General features: G+C 72.0%; 18 protein-coding genes. 10 read left to right on the forward strand and 8 right to left on the reverse strand.

Annotated elements, in window-relative coordinates:
• Positions 1 to 216: 216 nt before the first annotated feature.
• The 5 genes from AC0KTA_RS09310 to AC0KTA_RS09330 all read right to left on the reverse strand — a co-directional run bounded on the left by AC0KTA_RS09310 (position 217) and on the right by AC0KTA_RS09330 (position 4,247).
• The gene (locus tag AC0KTA_RS09310; protein ID WP_481054649.1) at positions 217 to 942 is read right to left on the reverse strand and encodes a class III extradiol dioxygenase subunit B-like domain-containing protein; all 726 of its coding nucleotides are present in this window, start codon (positions 940 to 942) and stop codon (positions 217 to 219) included.
• Positions 943 to 1,009: 67 nt separating this feature from the next.
• Positions 1,010 to 2,542: a tRNA (N6-isopentenyl adenosine(37)-C2)-methylthiotransferase MiaB gene (miaB, locus tag AC0KTA_RS09315; protein WP_481054650.1), complete on the reverse strand. Its 1,533-nt coding sequence runs from the start codon at positions 2,540 to 2,542 to the stop codon at positions 1,010 to 1,012.
• Positions 2,543 to 2,629: 87 nt separating this feature from the next.
• Positions 2,630 to 2,989, reverse strand: a complete 360-nt coding sequence (locus AC0KTA_RS09320; RefSeq protein ID WP_481054651.1) for an Asp23/Gls24 family envelope stress response protein — start codon at positions 2,987 to 2,989, stop codon at positions 2,630 to 2,632.
• On the reverse strand, positions 2,986 to 3,669 hold the full coding sequence (locus AC0KTA_RS09325; protein WP_481054652.1) for a hypothetical protein: 684 nt from the start codon (positions 3,667 to 3,669) through the stop codon (positions 2,986 to 2,988). The genes AC0KTA_RS09320 and AC0KTA_RS09325 overlap by 4 nt, the downstream gene beginning before the upstream one ends.
• Positions 3,660 to 4,247 (reverse strand): RNA polymerase sigma factor, encoded by a 588-nt coding sequence (locus AC0KTA_RS09330; protein ID WP_481054653.1) that lies wholly within the window; start codon positions 4,245 to 4,247, stop codon positions 3,660 to 3,662. Before AC0KTA_RS09330 ends, AC0KTA_RS09325 begins: the two co-directional genes overlap by 10 nt.
• A 367-nt stretch (positions 4,248 to 4,614) precedes the next feature.
• Here AC0KTA_RS09330 and AC0KTA_RS09335 point away from each other — a divergent pair, with 367 nt between their 5' ends.
• The 5 genes from AC0KTA_RS09335 (at position 4,615) to AC0KTA_RS09355 (ending at position 8,266) form a co-directional block, all read left to right on the forward strand.
• Positions 4,615 to 5,127, forward strand: a complete 513-nt coding sequence (locus AC0KTA_RS09335) for an Asp23/Gls24 family envelope stress response protein (RefSeq protein WP_481054654.1) — start codon at positions 4,615 to 4,617, stop codon at positions 5,125 to 5,127.
• A 71-nt stretch (positions 5,128 to 5,198) separates the two neighbouring features.
• Positions 5,199 to 5,420 (forward strand): hypothetical protein, encoded by a 222-nt coding sequence (locus AC0KTA_RS09340; protein ID WP_481054655.1) that lies wholly within the window; start codon positions 5,199 to 5,201, stop codon positions 5,418 to 5,420.
• Positions 5,417 to 6,640: a DUF6286 domain-containing Asp23/Gls24 family envelope stress response protein gene (locus AC0KTA_RS09345; protein ID WP_481054656.1), complete on the forward strand. Its 1,224-nt coding sequence runs from the start codon at positions 5,417 to 5,419 to the stop codon at positions 6,638 to 6,640. The genes AC0KTA_RS09340 and AC0KTA_RS09345 overlap by 4 nt, the downstream gene beginning before the upstream one ends.
• Positions 6,637 to 7,221, forward strand: coding sequence for a hypothetical protein (locus AC0KTA_RS09350; RefSeq protein WP_481054657.1), 585 nt, complete (start codon positions 6,637 to 6,639; stop codon positions 7,219 to 7,221). The genes AC0KTA_RS09345 and AC0KTA_RS09350 overlap by 4 nt, the downstream gene beginning before the upstream one ends.
• Before the next feature lie 256 nt (positions 7,222 to 7,477).
• Positions 7,478 to 8,266 (forward strand): SAM-dependent methyltransferase, encoded by a 789-nt coding sequence (locus AC0KTA_RS09355; RefSeq protein ID WP_481056366.1) that lies wholly within the window; start codon positions 7,478 to 7,480, stop codon positions 8,264 to 8,266.
• A 7-nt stretch (positions 8,267 to 8,273) separates the two neighbouring features.
• Here AC0KTA_RS09355 and AC0KTA_RS09360 read toward each other — a convergent pair whose 3' ends face one another.
• Complete coding sequence (locus AC0KTA_RS09360; RefSeq protein ID WP_481054658.1) at positions 8,274 to 9,155, reverse strand: MBL fold metallo-hydrolase; 882 nt, start codon at positions 9,153 to 9,155, stop codon at positions 8,274 to 8,276.
• Positions 9,156 to 9,345: 190 nt separating this feature from the next.
• Here AC0KTA_RS09360 and AC0KTA_RS09365 point away from each other — a divergent pair, with 190 nt between their 5' ends.
• From AC0KTA_RS09365 to AC0KTA_RS09375, 3 genes are all read left to right on the forward strand, one after another.
• Entirely contained in the window at positions 9,346 to 9,843 is a 498-nt protein-coding gene (locus AC0KTA_RS09365; protein ID WP_481054659.1) for a MarR family winged helix-turn-helix transcriptional regulator, read from the forward strand.
• A gap of 107 nt (positions 9,844 to 9,950) precedes the next feature.
• Positions 9,951 to 10,892 (forward strand): aminoglycoside phosphotransferase family protein, encoded by a 942-nt coding sequence (locus tag AC0KTA_RS09370; protein WP_481054660.1) that lies wholly within the window; start codon positions 9,951 to 9,953, stop codon positions 10,890 to 10,892.
• Between the two features lie 61 nt (positions 10,893 to 10,953).
• Positions 10,954 to 11,949, forward strand: a complete 996-nt coding sequence (locus AC0KTA_RS09375; RefSeq protein ID WP_481054661.1) for a TAXI family TRAP transporter solute-binding subunit — start codon at positions 10,954 to 10,956, stop codon at positions 11,947 to 11,949.
• Between the two features lie 49 nt (positions 11,950 to 11,998).
• Here AC0KTA_RS09375 and AC0KTA_RS09380 read toward each other — a convergent pair whose 3' ends face one another.
• Both AC0KTA_RS09380 and AC0KTA_RS09385 read right to left on the reverse strand, forming a co-directional pair.
• A complete protein-coding gene (locus AC0KTA_RS09380) occupies positions 11,999 to 13,429 on the reverse strand; it encodes a sensor histidine kinase (protein WP_481054662.1) in 1,431 nt (476 codons plus the stop codon).
• A 9-nt stretch (positions 13,430 to 13,438) separates the two neighbouring features.
• Positions 13,439 to 14,128 carry a response regulator transcription factor gene (locus AC0KTA_RS09385; protein WP_481054663.1) on the reverse strand — a complete coding sequence of 230 codons (690 nt, stop codon included), beginning with the start codon at positions 14,126 to 14,128 and terminating at the stop codon, positions 13,439 to 13,441.
• 362 nt (positions 14,129 to 14,490) lie between these two features.
• Here AC0KTA_RS09385 and AC0KTA_RS09390 point away from each other — a divergent pair, with 362 nt between their 5' ends.
• Together AC0KTA_RS09390 and AC0KTA_RS09395 are read left to right on the forward strand one after the other, a co-directional pair.
• Positions 14,491 to 15,267 (forward strand): amino acid ABC transporter ATP-binding protein, encoded by a 777-nt coding sequence (locus AC0KTA_RS09390; RefSeq protein WP_481054664.1) that lies wholly within the window; start codon positions 14,491 to 14,493, stop codon positions 15,265 to 15,267.
• Positions 15,268 to 15,313: 46 nt separating this feature from the next.
• The gene (locus AC0KTA_RS09395) at positions 15,314 to 16,234 is read left to right on the forward strand and encodes a glutamate ABC transporter substrate-binding protein (protein WP_481054665.1); all 921 of its coding nucleotides are present in this window, start codon (positions 15,314 to 15,316) and stop codon (positions 16,232 to 16,234) included.
• The last annotated feature ends 78 nt before the right edge of the window (positions 16,235 to 16,312 follow it).

Here is a 16,312-nt window from a genome sequence, read left to right on the forward strand (position 1 = left end):
ACCTGAACAACCGGCGAACGGCCGTGAAGCGCTCCTGGCTTCACGGCCGTCGGCTTGTCTGCGGGCGGGCGGCTTTCGCGTGGCCTGTGCGCCAGGAGGTGGGAACGCCACGAGCTGGGGACGCCGGGAGCCGGGAGCGCCACGAGCCGTGAGCGCGAGCCGTGAGCGCCAGGAGCCGGGACCACCGAGGCCATCCTGCCTACGGCACGAGCGCGCCTACGACCAGGCCGCCACCAGATAGCCAACGCCGTACGGCGCCTCGTCGAAGAGCAGCTCGCCGCTCAGGTCCGCGCCGTCCGCCGCGCCCGCGAGCACCTGCCAGGGCGCGCGTCCAGCCGCCTTGAGCTCCTGTGCGAGCTCCGCGTCCAGCACCTTGAGCGCCGCCACGTCCGCCGCGGCCAGCGCCCGCGCCACGTCCGCGTCGAACCCCGCCGCCCGCTCGTCCAGATAGCCGGGCGCCTTGAGCGTGCGGCACGCGCTGGCGTCGCCCATCACGAGCAGCGCCACCCTGTCCGCCCGCGCGGCGATCTCCCCTCCGACCTGGATACACCGCTCGGCCTCGAGAGGTTCCCCCACGCCGAGGCCCTCGACCGGAGCGGCCGACCACTCCGTACGTCCGAGCAGCCATCCGGCGACGGCCAACGACACCGGAAGCTCACGCTCCGACGCCTGCCCCGAGTCTTCGTCGGACGCGTCTCCCAGGCGCACGCCGAGGTCCACGCCGAAGCCCCGGAACGAACCGCGGGCCCCCTGGGGATGCGGTCCGCGGCCGCTCTGCCCCGCGGGGCCCACGACGACGAGGCGGTCGGGCCGGGATGCGGCGAGCACCCCGATGGCGTCCGTGCACGCGGCCCGCGCGGCGTCCAGTTCCGGCGCCGCACCTGCGGCGACCTCGGGGACGAGCAGGGGCGGACAGGGGCAGACGGCTGCGGCGACAAGCATGATCCGCAGCGTAACGCGCGCCTCCGTAGACACCGCCTTCGGCGTGCTCGGAGGTGCTCAGTGACCCTCAGTCGCAGCCGCACCCGCTGCCCGTCGCCGCCGGCAGCGGCTCCGGCACGCCCACCTTGGGCAGGCCGAGCAGCACGCCGGCCGGCTTCGCGGCCTCGGCCGCGTTGCGCTTATCCCAGGCGTCGCCCGCGCGCGTGCGCCGTACACCGAGCACGGCGCCCTCGGCGAGCAGGTGGTGCGGGGCCGCGTACGTGATCTCGACCGTCACCACGTCACCGGGGCGCACCTCGGTGTCGGGCTTGGTGAAGTGGACCAGGCGGTTGTCGGGGGCGCGGCCGGACAGGCGGTGGGTGGCGCCGTCCTTGCGGCCCTCGCCCTCGGCGACCATCAGCTCCAGGGTGCGGCCGACCTGCTTCTTGTTCTCGGACCAGGAGATCTCCTCCTGGAGGGCCACGAGACGCTCGTAGCGCGCCTGTACGACCTCCTTGGGGATCTGGTCGTCCATCTCGGCGGCGGGCGTCCCGGGGCGCTTGGAGTACTGGAAGGTGAAGGCCTGCGCGAAGCGGGCCTCGCGGACCACGTGCAGGGTCTGCTCGAAGTCCTCCTCGGTCTCTCCGGGGAAGCCCACGATGATGTCCGTGGTGATGGCCGCGTGCGGGATGGCGGCGCGCACCTTCTCGATGATCCCCAGGTAGCGCTCTTGGCGGTAGGAGCGGCGCATCGCCTTCAGGACGGGGTCCGAGCCGGACTGCAGCGGCATGTGCAGCTGGGGCATCACGTTCGGCGTCTCGGCCATCGCGGCGATCACGTCGTCCGTGAAGTCGCGCGGGTGCGGCGAGGTGAAGCGCACCCGCTCCAGGCCCTCGATCTGCCCGCAGGCGCGCAGCAGCTTGCTGAAGGCCTCGCGGTCGCCGATGTCGGAGCCGTACGCGTTCACGTTCTGCCCGAGCAGGGTGATCTCCGAGACGCCCTCGCCGACGAGCGCCTCGATCTCGGCGAGGATGTCGCCGGTCCTGCGGTCCTTCTCCTTGCCGCGCAGGGCGGGCACGATGCAGAACGTGCAGGTGTTGTTGCACCCCACGGAGATCGACACCCACGCCGCGTACGCGCTCTCGCGGCGCGTGGGCAGGGTCGACGGGAACGCCTCCAGGGACTCGGCGATCTCGACCTGCGCCTCTTCCTGTACGCGGGCGCGCTCCAGGAGGACCGGCAGCTTGCCGATGTTGTGCGTACCGAAGACGACGTCCACCCAGGGCGCCTTCTTGACGATGGTGTCGCGGTCCTTCTGGGCCAGGCAGCCGCCGACGGCGATCTGCATGCCGGGGCGCTGGGTCTTCTTGGGGGCGAGGCGGCCGAGATTGCCGTACAGGCGGTTGTCGGCGTTCTCGCGGACCGCGCACGTGTTGAAGACCACCACGTCCGCGTCGCCGTCGGAGCCCTCCGGGGCGCGCACGTAACCGGCGTCCTCCAGGAGGCCGGAGAGCCGTTCGGAGTCGTGGACGTTCATCTGGCACCCATAGGTGCGGATCTCGTAGCTTCGCGTAACGGCCACTTCGTCCACTGCTCCGGTCCGGACACTGCTGATGGTCATCCCTCAAGGGTAAGGGGGTGGCGGCGGTGCGCCCCCGCCCCCTGGGGGACCTCGGTCATCCCGCCTGGACGACCACCGTCGCCCCGCCTAGACGACCCCGGTCACCGTCACCCTGACCTGCGCGGCGGCCTCGTCTCCCGGCGCTCCCGCCGTCCCTGCCAGGGCCTCCACGACCGCCGCGCGCACCGCGCGGGTCACGTCCAGGGCGCGATGTCCCCGGTTGAGCACTACGTAGACCTCGATGTCCAGTCCGGGAGAGCCCTTCCGGCGCTGTACGCGCACCCCGGACGCCCCGGCGGCCCCGGACGTGCCCCGGCCCGCTCCCAGGCCCACCGAGGAGCGCAGGAGCTCGGCGAGGCCGGGGCGGAGGAAGGCCACTCCGCGGGTGGCGAGGACGGCGGCGCCGACCAGGTCCGCGAGAGCGCGCGGAGTCTGCTGTTCCGTCATCGCCGCCCCCCTTCACCGTGCGGGTCGGCCTCGTCGAGGACACCGCCTTCGTCGAGGAGGTCGGCGACCACCACGTCGACCGCCGCGACCCGCAGGCCCAACTCGCCGTCCGCCGCCTCGACGATCCGTGCGCGCACCTCGTCCGCGACCAGGTGCAGGTTCCAGGAGAGTCCGACCTGTACCTCGATACGTACCCTCGCCGGCCCGCGCGGCAGTCGCCCCGCGGGCGGAGTGGAGGCGGTGGCCGTGTTCATGGGCGTGGTCTCGATGCGGCAACTGCCCGCGCGGACCCCCGGCAGGGCGTCCACCGCCGCCCGGAACGTCCGCGCGGCCGCCGCCTCCACGATCCAGGCGTCCTCGTCGGCCTCGCCCAGCGCGAGCGTGCGCCCCGGCCGGAGTTCGAGCCGCACCACGTCCATGACGCGGCCGGCGAGCGCGGCGGTGTCCCACTGCCGCTCCTCGGGCTCGTCCTCGCGTGCCCGCGCGACGACACCCTCCAGGGTGCGCAGCGCCCGCAGCGCCTCGGCGCAGTGCGGGCAGTCCGCCGTGTGCGAGTCCGGCTCGTCCGTCTCCGCGCGCTCCCAGACCTGTGCGAGTTCCCGGCCGCAGGGCAGGGTCTCTTCCTCGGGCACGCCGTCGAACGCCGTCCCGTCCGGTGTGCCGTCTTCGTTCATCGCCATCCGGCCATCGCCTCCGTCAGATAGCGCCGGGCCCTGAAGACGCGGCCGCGGACCGCCTCCTGGCTGATGCCGACCGTCTCGGCGATGGATTCGTAGGCCACGCCGTCGAGTTCCCGCAGGACCCAGCACACCCGCTGCTCCGGTGAGAGCCCCTCTATCGCCCGCGACAGGTCCCGGACGGCCGCGTGGGCCTCCGCCGCCCGGGGCGGGGACACCTGGTGCTCGGGGGCCTGCGGTTCCGGAACGCTGTCCAGGGCGGCCACGGGCTGCCGCGAACGCAGCACGTTGAGGCACCGGTTGGTGACGATCCGGTGCATCCAGGTGCCGAACCGGGCGTCTCCGCGGAACTCCGGGAGCTTGCGCCAGGCGCTCACGAAGGCCTCCTGCACGGCGTCCTCGGCTTCTGTGGGGCTGCCGAGCAGCCGTGTGGCGAGGCGCAGCAGAACGGGCGCGTGGCGGTGCACGAGCGCCTCGAAGGCCTCGTCGTCGCCCTCGGCCGCGCGCACCGCCAGCAAGGCGTCCTCATGCGGCAGCGGTGCATCCGTCTCCTCCGGCGCTCTGCCCCGTTCCCCGGGCACACGCGGCTCCTCTCGCTTCGGTCGTGCACTTACGACACACGACAAGCCGCCCGCGTTACGCGGCGCAGGCACGGTACCCGCCGACGGAAGAAATTCCCGAGAGGCGCGTAACGGATCCGGGGCACCCGTGTCAGTGAGGGTGAGCGCGACGCGTACAGGGCACGCACCGACCATCAACGCGCGCACAGAGCATCAGCATCAACACGCGATCAGCACGCACAGAGCAGCGACTCGACTCGAACGAGACGGCAACGGGACGACAACGAGGCGACACGAGGCGACACGAGGCGACACCGAGAACGACTCCTAGAAACGACAAACGAGAACGACGCCTAGAACGACACCTAGACGAGCAGGAGATGCCGATATGGCGACACAAGAGCTCACTTCGAAGTCGGCCACACCCAGCACCGAGAAGGACCTCTCCGGCGGCTCGCGGAGCGCGGAGGGAGCCACCACCCTCACGGGCCGCACCGGCCCCGGCGAGCCACCGGCGACGCGCGGCAAGACCTCGATCGCGGACGTCGTGGTCGTCAAGATCGCCGGCATGGCGGCACGCGAGATCCCCGGTGTGCACGACATGGGCGGCGGCCTCTCCCGCACCATCGGCGCCGTCCGCGACCGTGTCCCCGGCGGGCGCCCGAACGTGGGCCGGGGCGTGAAGGTCGAGGTCGGCGAGCGGCAGACGGCGATCGACCTCGACATCGTCGTCGAGTACGGCGTGCCCATCACGGACGTCGCCCACGACGTGCGCGAGAACGTCATCGCGGCCGTGGAACGCATCACCGGCCTGGAGGTCGTCGAGGTCAACGTCGCCATCAACGACGTGCATCTGCCCGACGACGACCGGGACACCACCGCCGAGACGCGCGTGGAGTAGGCAGCAGGCCCCTGTGCCGCCTCCTGCGGCTGTCCTTCGCGAGATGTCCCCTCTGCGGTGTGAGGTGAGTGGTGAACAAAGCCCTGGTGGGCCTGTTGGCGGGCATGGCACTGGGATTCGCCGGATGGTTCGGCGGCTTCGGAGCCTTCCTGCTGGTCGCCGCGCTCGGCGCGGTCGGCTTCGTACTGGGACGCCTCGTGGACGACGGCATCGGCATCCGCGAGTTCCTTTCCGGCCCTGACGGTCGCGACGGTCGTGGCAGCCGTGACCGTCGTGACCGGGAGCGGCGATGAACACCCCCGCCGCGGATCGCGGTGCGACCACCATCGCGGAGCGAGCGGTGCGCCGCATCGCGGAACGTGCCGCTACGGAGGCACTGGGGACCGGTGAGGTCAGGGTCAGCCGGGGCTCGGCAACCGTGCGCGGTCGCCGGGCCCGGGTGGGCGTCACCGTGGCCGTGCCCTACCCGGGTGTCCTGGACGACACCGGCGAGAGGGTGCGGTCGCACGTCACCGAACGCACCGCCCGGCTGACCGGGCTCTCCGTGGACCCGGCGCGGGTCCACGTGCGGGAGCTGACCGTCCAGGAGCTGCCTACGGAGGGGCGTGGCACAGGCGACGACGGGGCAAGTGGGCACGGCCCGGACGGCTCGGCCCGCTGGGACGGCTTCGCCCGATGGGACAGCTCGAACGACGCGGACACCGCGAACAGTTCGGGCAGCTCGGGCCCTAAGGCGATGCCTACGGAGGCGACGGTTGCGCGCGGCGGTCGCCGGCAGTGGTCCGAACGCCGCCTTCCTGTGGCGGTGTTGGTCTTGGCCGCGGCCGTCGCCTCCGGAGTCCTGCTGTACGACGTGGTGGCGGTGCACGCGGCGGAGCAGCCGCCCGCGCGGTGGCGGGTGCGGCTCGTGGACTGGCTCGCCTCGCACGGCCCGGAGGGAGGTTCGGCGCTGAACTTCACGGCTGCGGCCGCTGTGCTCGCCCTCGGTGTGTGGCTGCTGGTCCTGGCGATCACGCCGGGGCAGCGGCGCGGTCTGCCGATGGCACCGCCGCTGTCCGGCGTGCGCGCGGTCCTCGAACGCGGCGCGGCTGCCGCCCTGTTGCGGGATGCCGTGGCGGAGGTGCCCGGCGTCGGGCGGGTCCGCGTCCGCGTCGGCCGCCGCCGGGCGCGGGTGCGTGCGGGGCTGGAGTTCGGCGACCCCGTCACGGCCCGCGAGGAGGTCCGCGGGGCGGCCGAGGCGGCGATGGCGGAGTGCGGTCTCGCCAGGCCGCCACGGTTGCGGATCCGACTGCGTACGGAGCCGTCGTGGCGCGCACCGGCCCCGCCGCCGGCTGAGCCGACGGCGGGGACTGAACCGGAGGCAGGGACTGAACCGACGACCGGTCCAGAGGCCGCAGCCGGTCCTGGGCCGACGGCAGGTCGCGAGGCGCCAGCGGGTCCAGGGGCAGCGGCAGCTCCCGACGAGACAGCAGAGCCCAGCAAGGCGTCACCCCCTGGCGAGGCGACCCCATGAGCGCACTGCGTCAGGGCCTCAATCGCGCGACGCTGCTCTGCGCCGCGGCGGTCCTCCTGGGCGCGGGCGCCGCGCTGGCCACGACGACGGACCCCGTGCACGACCGGCTGCCGGCCGGCTGGCCGCGGTTGAGGGCCGACCGTGTGTGGCTGGACGAGGACACGCTCGGGCGCTGGCGCGACCACGGCTGGTGGCCGCCCGTCGTGATCGCGGCCCTGGCCCTCGTCCTGCTGCTGGCCCTGTGCTGGGCCGTCCTGGAGGTCCGGGCGGGGCGCCTGCGCGTACTCCCCCTGGGGCGCCCTGGTGTGACCCTCGCGGGCCCGGCCCTGGCCGCGGCAATGGCCGAGCGCGTGCGGGCGGTCGACGGCGTGGCCCGCGCCCACGTACGCCTCCTCGGCCGCCCCCGCAGACTGCGGGCCCGCATCACCCTCGTCCTGACCCCCGACGGCTCACCGCGGGCCGCCCTGCATCAACTGGCCCGGCAGGCCGTCGCGGAGGCACGCGCGGCTGCGGCGCCGCGCACCCTGGAGACGGACGTACGGATCAGCGTCCAGGCCCACAGGACCCGACGCCTCCGCTGAGCGCCGCACCCCCTCACACAGGCGTTCGCGGTCTTCCTGGCGCACGTTTCCGGCTTCCCTGGCACAGCCCGTGTGCGCGGCGCGCAAGTTCCGCGACTAGATTGCCTGTTGGCACGTGGTCGGCCGCACACGCACGCCACGCCACCACCGTCACAGACCACCACGTCAGCACGTCACGCCAGGAGGCGATCACGTGACCGCGAGCCCTTCCCCGCAGGCGCCGCAGGAGCCCTCTCCGCAGGACGCGGCCGACGCCGTGCGGAACCGCATCAACACCGCGCAGCCGCACACGGCCCGCATCTGGAACTACTGGCTCGGCGGCAAGGACAACTACGCGGTCGACCGCGAGGCGGGCGACGCCATCCGCGGCCTGCACCCGGGAATCGGCGACTACGCGCGCGCGGACCGGCTGTTCCTCGGCCGCGCGGTACGGCATTTGGTGGCCGACCGCGGCGTACGCCAGTTCCTCGACATCGGCACCGGGCTGCCGACCGCGGACAACACCCACGAGGTGGCCCAACGGATCGCTCCGGAGTCACGCATCGTCTACGTAGACAACGATCCGCTGGTCCTCACCCACGCGCGGGCGCTCCTGACCAGCTCCCCCGAAGGGCGGACGGACTACCTGGACGCCGACATGCGCGACGTCGAGTCCGTCCTCGAACACGCCTCCCAGACGCTGGACTTCAGCCGCCCGGTCGCGTTGATGCTCCTGGGGGTGGTGATTTTCATCGAGGACGACCAGGAGGCATACGGTCTCGTACGCCGCCTCATGGACGCGCTGCCCTCCGGGAGCCACCTGGTGCTCTCGCACACCATCACCAGCCCGGCGATGCCCGACGTGGACGCGGCGGTGGCCTTCTGGAACGAGCACGGCACCCCGAAGCTGACGCAACGTACCCCCGAGCAGGTCGCCCGTTTCTTCGACGGCCTCGAACTGCTGGAGCCGGGCGTGGTGTCCTGCTCGCGGTGGCGCCCGGAAGAGACGGGCGACACCGAGCCGGACGAGGTGGCCATGTTCGGCGGGGTGGCCCGCAAGCGCTGAGCCCGGATCACGGCAGCGGAACCCACACCGCACGCCCCTCGGCGCCCTGTTCCGCCCGGCCGAACACCACGTCCGCGAAGTGGATGCCGAAGCCCAGCGTGCCCGGCTTGCCCAGCTCGTCGACGAGACGGTGGCGCTGCTCGGCAGACAGGACGGCGTCCTCGTCGACCCCCGCAGACCACTCGGGGTGGGCGACCTGGACGGGGGTGTGCAGTGCGTCGCCGAAGGCGAGGAGCCGCTCGCCGTCCGACGTGATCTCGAAGACCAGATGCCCCGGCGTGTGGCCGGGTGTCATGAGGGCGCGTACGCCCGGGAAGATCTCCTCTCTGTCGGTGACCGTGTGGACCTGCCCGGCGAAGACGGCCAGCTTCTCCGCCGGCGCCCCGTGTGCGGCGGCCAGGTGGCGCTGCTCCCACTCCGGCGCGCCGACGAAGTGGGGCGCGTGCGCGAACGGCGGCCGGGTCCCGCCGGGCGCGGGGCGCATGGCCCACCCGAGGTGGTCGCCGTGCAGATGCGTGATCGCGACCGCCTCGATGTCCTCCGGGCGGCGGCCCACCTGGCGCAGGCTGTCCAGGAGTTGGCCGCTCTGGAGCGCGCCGATGCGCTCGTTGGCGGGGTCGTCCGGGAAGGTCTGAGGACCGAAGCCGGTGTCGATCAGCAGGGCCCGGTCGCCGTGCTCCACGAGCAGGCCGCCGACGCTCGCCACCAGGTGTCCGCGCTCGTCGAGATGGTCCGCGTACGTCACCCAGTCGTCGGCGGTCGTCGCGGGCAGCCACCCGCGCGGCTTCAGGCCCACCGCTCCGTCCGCCAGGTAGCTGACCCGCAGGTCGCCCAGGCGGATGGTGCGGGTACGGGCAGGGCGGCGGAACCTGGCGTCCGAACTGGTCATGACACTCCCTAGTAATGGTGGCCGATGGTGGCCGACTGCTGCCGGGCAGGCGCCGGGCAGCACGGAATGAGCGGCCGGGCAGGGCTGTCCGAACCGAAGAGACAGCTCCCGGCCGACGCCATAACGTTAGAGCTGTAATCATTCGAGCTGCAACTATTACAGCTCGATGCGATTACGTAAGCTGGGCCACATGACGACATCGGGCAGGGACGGGCAGCCGCCGCGGCAGCCGCAGGCGCACTCGCAGACGCAGCGGGACGCGCAGGACGCCGCCGAGCTCCAAGCCGCCGCCGACCGCCGCGTCTGCGGCCTCGTGGGCAGCCTGGCCCGCCGGATCGACTCCCACGTACGCGACCGCGCCACCACCCTGGGCCTCACCGCCCCACAGGCCGTCGCGCTGCGCGAGCTCACCGGGCCGCTGACGCTGCGCGAACTGGCGGAGCGCATGAGCTGCGAGCCGTCCAACGCCACGTTCGTCTCGGACCGCCTGGAGGAGCAGGGTCTTGTCGAGCGCCGTCCGCACCCGAGCGACCGCCGCGCGAAGCAGCTCGTCCTCACACCGGAGGGCACCGCGCTGCGCGAGCGCCTCATGGCCCTGCTGTCCGACGAGTCGCCGCTCGCGCCGCTGACCCCGCAGGAGCAGGACACTCTGCACGACCTGCTCCTGCGTGCCGTCGGCCGCCCATAGCCATAGCCCCACAGGCCACCGTCGGCCGCCACCGAACCGGAACGCGCGCGCCCCCGCCACCAGGAATTCGCTTCCCCAGCACCCCCGCCACGATCAACAATGCGCGCATGCAGTCCTCGAACGACTCCCTCCCGCACGGCAAGCCGCACGGCAAGTTGCATGCCGACGAGCCGGACATCGACGTACCGCTCGTACGCGACCTGCTCGCCGCGCAGTTCCCGCAATGGGCCGAGCTGCCGGTCGAGCGGTTTCCTTCCCCCGGCACCGTGAACGCGGTGTTCCGGCTCGGGGACGACATGTCGGTGCGTCTCCCCCGCATCCCCGGGGGCGCCGACGACGTGGCCGTGGAGAGCCGCTGGCTGCCGTGGCTCGCGCCGCAGCTCCCGGTGGCCGTGCCGGCCGTGCTCGGCCGTGGTGAGCCCGGCGAGGGATACCCCTGGACCTGGTCGGTCCACCGCTGGCTCGACGGCGAGAACCCGGTCGCCGGGGACCTCACCGCACCGGGCCCGCTGGCCGCGGACCTGGCCGCGTTCGTCACCGCGCTGCGCCGCGCCGACACCGCGGACGCGCCGCCCGCCTACCGCGGCGGCCCGCTGGCGGCGGACGACGCCGAGACGCGGGCCGCGATCGCCGAGCTGCGGGGCCTCGACGTCGCCTTCGACCTGGACGCCGCGACGGCGGCCTGGGAGTCGGCCCTGCGCGCCCCCGCCTGGGACGGTCCGCCCGTCTGGGTCCACTCCGACCTCATGCCGGGCAACCTCCTGGTCCGCGACGGCCGTCTCAGCGCGGTGATCGACTTCGGGACCGCCGGTGTCGGCGACCCCGCCTGCGACCTGATCGCCGCGTGGAACCTCCTCCCCGCCGACGTACGCGAGGAGTTCCGCGCCCGTACGGGCGCCGACGAGGCGACCTGGGCGCGCGGGCGCGGCTGGGCGCTTTCCATGGCGCTCATCCAGCTGCCGTACTACACCGTGACGAACCCCTTGATCGCCGCCAACGCGCGCCACGTGATCCGCGAGGTCCTCGCCGACCACGCCCGCGGGAGCTGACGCCGCCGGCGCCGGAGCCGGCCCTGGCCAGCACGCCGCGCGAGGTGGCAGGATCGCGCCCATGTTCGCGGCCCTGCCCCACCTCAGCCGGCGCCGGGCCCTGCAGGGCTCGGCCGCCGCCTTCGTGGTGTGCGGGCTGCTCCTGTGGTGGCTGCTCCCGGTGGGCGAGAGCTCGCCCAAGGGACAGATGACCTTCAGTACGGGTGTGAAGGGCGCCGTCTACGAGACGTACGGCAAGCTGCTGCGCAACGCCGCGGCCAAGGACATGCCGGACCTCGACATCGAGCTGATCAATAGCCAGGGGTCGCAGCAGAACGTCGAACGGGTGGCCACGGGGCGGGCCGAATTCACCATCGCGGCGGCCGACGCCGTCGAGAAATACCGCCTCGACGGCCGGCCGGGCGCGGACCGGCTGCGGGGCTGCGCGCGGCTGTACGACGACTATGTGCAGCTCGTCGTGCGCCGCTCCTCCGGGATCCATGCGGCGCGGGACCTGCGCGACAAGCGCGTCGCCGTGGGGCAGCCGCGCTCGGGCGTGCGGCTGATCGCGGACCGGGTGCTCAAGGCCGCCGGTCTGCGCCTGGACAAGGACCTCACAGCGCTGCCCGCAGGCATAGACACCGCACCCGAACTGCTGCGGCGCGGCGAGATCGACGCGTTCTTCTGGTCGGGCGGGCTGCCCACGAGTTCCGTGCGCGAGCTGTCCGAGGGCTTCGCCATCCGTCTCGTACCGCTGGGCGACCTGGTCAACGCGCTGCACAAGCTGGGCGGCGCCTCCCGCTACTACCGCGCTGCCGTCATGCCCGCCGACGCCTACCCGCAGGCCCAGCAGAACGCAGCCGTCCCGACACTGGCCGTGGCGAACCTCCTGGTGACCACCGACCGCGCCGACCCGGAGCTCACCGAGGGCCTGACCCGGACGGTGATCGACAGCCGGGACCACATCGGCCTGCGCGTGCACGCGGCCCAACTCGTGGACCTGCGCACGGCCCTGTACACCGACCCGCTCGCCCTGCACGAGGGCGCGCGGCGCTACTACCGCTCGGTCAAGCCCTGAGGCACCGCTCGGCGGCTTCCAGGACGACCGCTGCACCCGGCCCGGACGGTCACCGCTTGGCCGCCTCCTGCCCCACAGGCGCCTGCCGCGGGATGCCGACCGTCACCTTCAGGCCGTGCGGTTCATGGCGCTCGTACGCCATGGTGCCGCCGCCCGCCGCGAGCAGCGCCCGTGAGATCGACAGGCCGAGGCCGGATCCCTTGACGTTCTGGTGGCGGTTGCTGCGCCAGAAGCGGTCGCCGACGCGGGACAGTTCGTCGTCCGTGAGGCCGGGGCCGCCATCGGTGATCACGACGGTGGTGGTCGAGTCGGCGGAGGCGACCCGCACCCGTACTTCCTCTCCCTCCGGTGTGAACTTCAAGGCATTGTCGATCACCGCGTCCAGCGCGCTGGACAGAGCGATCGGGTCGGCCCAGCCGGTGGTCGCCGGGCACTGCCCGGCGAGCCGCACGCCCCGCTCGTCGGCGAGCGGCCGCCAGGCGGCGACGCGCTCGGCCGCCAGCTCACCGATGTCGGTGAGCTGGAGATCCGCCGCCGCGTGTTCCGCGAGCGCCAGGTCGAGCAGGTCGTCGAGGACCTGCGCGAGGCGCTTGCCTTCGGTGCGCACCGAGGCGATCTCCTCGTTCCCCTCGGGCAGTTCGAGGGCCAGGAGCTCGATGCGGAGCAGCAGGGCGGACAGCGGATTGCGCAGTTGGTGCGAGGCGTCGGCGACGAAGGCGCGCTGCTGCTCGAGGACGTCTTCGACGTTGTCGGCCATCTCGTTGAACGACCGGGCCAGGCGTCTGAGTTCCGGCGGTCCGCCGGCGGCCGCGACCCGCGAGGCCAGGCGTCCGGTGGCGATGTCGTGGGTGGTGGCGTCCAGGACCCGTACGGGGCGCAGGACCCAGCCGGTGAGGCGCAGCGCGGCACCGACGGCGAGGAGCATCGCGGCGGACTCGCCCGCGCCGATGAGCAGCCAGCCGTGCAGGGTCTTCGCGCGCATGCGGCCGGTCGGCGAGTCGGTGACGACGACCGCCACGACGTCGCCGTCGCGGATCACCGGTGAGGCGACGACGATCCGCCCGCCCTCCTCCCAGGGCCACACCTGGGGCGGGTCGTGGCTGCCCCGGGAGCGCAGGGCCTCTTCGAAGGCACCGCCCACTCCGTCGCCGCCGGTGGGCAGGAACCAGTCGCTGGGGGCGTGCGCCATGGGGAAGCGGTCGCGGAAGAACACGCCCGCCTTGATGCCGTACACCTCGTGGTAGTAGTCGAGTTCCTTCTGGAGGGTCTCGCGCCGCTCGTCCTTGTCGCGCACGCGGGAGCCCGAGGGACGCTGGGTGACGAACTGCGCGAGCGAGGCGAAGCGCGCCGTGTCGTCGATGCGGTCGACGACCACCTTCTGCTGCTGTGCCGACGCCACGCTGACGGCGAGCGGGAAGCCCAGGGCCAGCAGCACGCCGGCCATCAGGACGATGAGGAGCGGCAGGAGGCGGGCGCGCACCTGTGCCCGCTACGACGCCGGGGCGACGAGTCGGTAGCCGACTCCGCGCACGGTCTCGATCAGGGCGGGCATGTGCAGCTTGGCGCGCAGGGACGCCACATGCACCTCCAGCGTGCGCCCCGTGCCCTCCCAGCTGGTGCGCCACACCTCACTGATGATCTGCTCCCGGCGGAAGACCACCCCGGGCCGCTGGGCGAGGAGCGCGAGCAGGTCGAACTCCTTGCGGGTGAGCTGGACCACGGCGCCGTCCACGCTGACCTGGCGGGTGGGCAGTTCGATGCGGACGCCGCCGAGCCGCAGCTCGGTGTCGGCGGGCGCCTGGGCCGCGTCGGCGGAGGGACGCCGGATGACCGCGTGGATGCGGGCGATGAGCTCCCCGGTGTCGTACGGCTTCACTACGTAGTCGTCGGCTCCGAGGTTCAGGCCGTGGATGCGGGAGCGTACGTCGGCGCGGGCGGTGACCATGATGACCGGGGTCGACGTGCGCTTGCGGATCTTCCCGCAGACCTCGTAGCCGTCCTGGTCGGGCAGGCCGAGGTCGAGGAGCACGACTCCGAAGGGGGCCGCTTCGCAGGGCAGCAGGGCCTGGAGTGCCTCCTCGCCGCTGCGGGCGTGGGTGACGGCGAAGCCGTGCCGGGCCAGGACCGCGGACAGGGCGGCGGCCACGTGGTTGTCATCCTCGACGAGCAGCAGTCTCATGCGGTCCCCCTCCAGCCCATCGGTTCCCCAGTGGTTCATCGGTCGTTTCGTTCCCGCTCAAACCGTGCTTCGCACGTGTTCGCGGCCGCCCGGCACGCGCGCGTACGCGCGGATTTTCAGCGGTGTGCGGACGCGCCCGTGCGCACCATGGCATCCACGCCGATGGATAAGGACCGCGTCAAGACCCTTCGGGTCACGGACACGTTCCGTTATGCACCCGGTACGCGGCCGGGGCGCCCTCTTCACACGGAGTGTCCGGTTGCGGCCGGATCGTTATGCTCAATTTCCCCTCAGATGTAATGACGCTGGTCGCACCGGGTTACTACTGTCCTCCCAACCCGAGGAGGATGGAGCAACAAGCCGTGACCGAAGTATCGGTGACCAAGGACGCCAAGCCCGCGGCGGACGACCTTGTCGTGCTGAAGGCTGTCAACAAGCACTTCGGCGCCCTGCACGTCCTCCAGGACATCGACCTGACCATCGCCCGTGGCGAGGTCGTCGTCGTGATCGGCCCCTCCGGGTCGGGCAAGTCGACGCTGTGCCGCACCATCAACCGCCTGGAGACCATCGATTCGGGAGCGATCTCGATCGACGGCAAGCCGCTGCCCGAGGAGGGCAAGGAGCTCGCCAGGCTCCGCGCGGACGTGGGCATGGTTTTCCAGTCGTTCAACCTTTTCGCGCACAAGACCGTGCTCGAGAACGTGATGCTGGGCCAGGTCAAGGTGCGCAGGACAGCCAAGGCGGAGGCGGAGGAGAAGGCGCGCGGCTTGCTCGACCGGGTGGGCGTCGCCTCGCAGGCCGACAAGTACCCGGCGCAGCTCTCCGGCGGTCAGCAGCAACGCGTCGCGATCGCCCGCGCGTTGGCGATGGGCCCCAAGGTGATGCTGTTCGACGAGCCCACGTCGGCGCTCGACCCCGAGATGATCAATGAGGTTCTCGAGGTCATGCAGCAGCTCGCCCGCGACGGCATGACCATGGTGGTCGTCACGCACGAGATGGGCTTCGCCCGGTCGGCGGCCAATCGCGTCGTCTTCATGGCGGACGGCCGGATCGTCGAAGAGGCGGTGCCGGACCAGTTCTTCAGCAACCCGCGCAGCGACCGGGCCAAGGACTTCCTGTCGAAGATCCTTAAACACTGAGGCTTCACGCCGTCTCAACGCCAGCCAAAACAAAGGATGTTCACTCATGAAGCTCCGTAAGTCCGCTGCCGTCGCAGCGGCCATCGCTGCGCTGTCGCTGACCGCCACCGCCTGCGGCGGCAAGGACGGATCCGCCGGCGACAAGCCGGAGGGCCCGGCCAAGTCCGGCGGCAAGGACCTCAGCTACACGGTCAAGAAGGACGTGACCGTCGACTCCTCGGTCTTCAAGGCGGCCAAGAAGCGCGGCAAGCTCGTCATCGGCGCCAAGGCCGACCAGCCGTACCTGGGCTTCGAGGACCAGTCCACGAAGGAGCGCTCGGGCTTCGACATCGAGATCGCCAAGATGGTCGCCGCCGACCTCGGCTTCTCCCCGAAGCAGATCGAGTGGAAGACGGTCGACTCCGGCGCCCGCGAGACCGCGGTCTCCAAGGGCGACGTCGACCTCATGATCGGCACGTACACGATCAACGACGAGCGCAAGAAGCAGATCGACTTCGCCGGGCCGTACTTCCACGCCGGTGCCTCGCTGCTCGTCCGCAAGGACGAGAAGGACATCAAGGGCCCGGAGACCGTCCGCGGCAAGAAGGTCTGCTCCATCGTCGGCTCCACGCCGCTGCAGAACATCAAGAAGCCGAAGTACGGCGCCAAGGTGACCGAGCTCTCCAAGTACTCGGAGTGCGTCGCCCAGATGCTGAACAACCAGGTCGACGCGGTCACCACGGACGACGCGATCCTGATGGGCTACGCCGCGCAGAACAAGGGCAAGCTCAAGGTCGTCGGCAAGCCCTTCTCGGACGAGCCGTACGGCGTCGGCCTGAAGAAGGGTGACGCCGCCCTGCAGAAGGCCGTCGCGGACGCCATCAAGGCGCACCAGGAGAACGGCGACTACAAGAAGGCGTTCGACGCCACCATCGGCATCTCCGGCTCCGAGTACAAGGAGCCGCCGGCCTTCACCGACCCGAAGTAGTCCCGGACGTCCCGCTCCGCGCGCGCCGACGCGCGCCCCGGAGCGGGACGTTCCCCGTAAGAGCCGATGCCGGAATCG

This window comes from Streptomyces sp. Y309 (assembly GCF_056712025.1).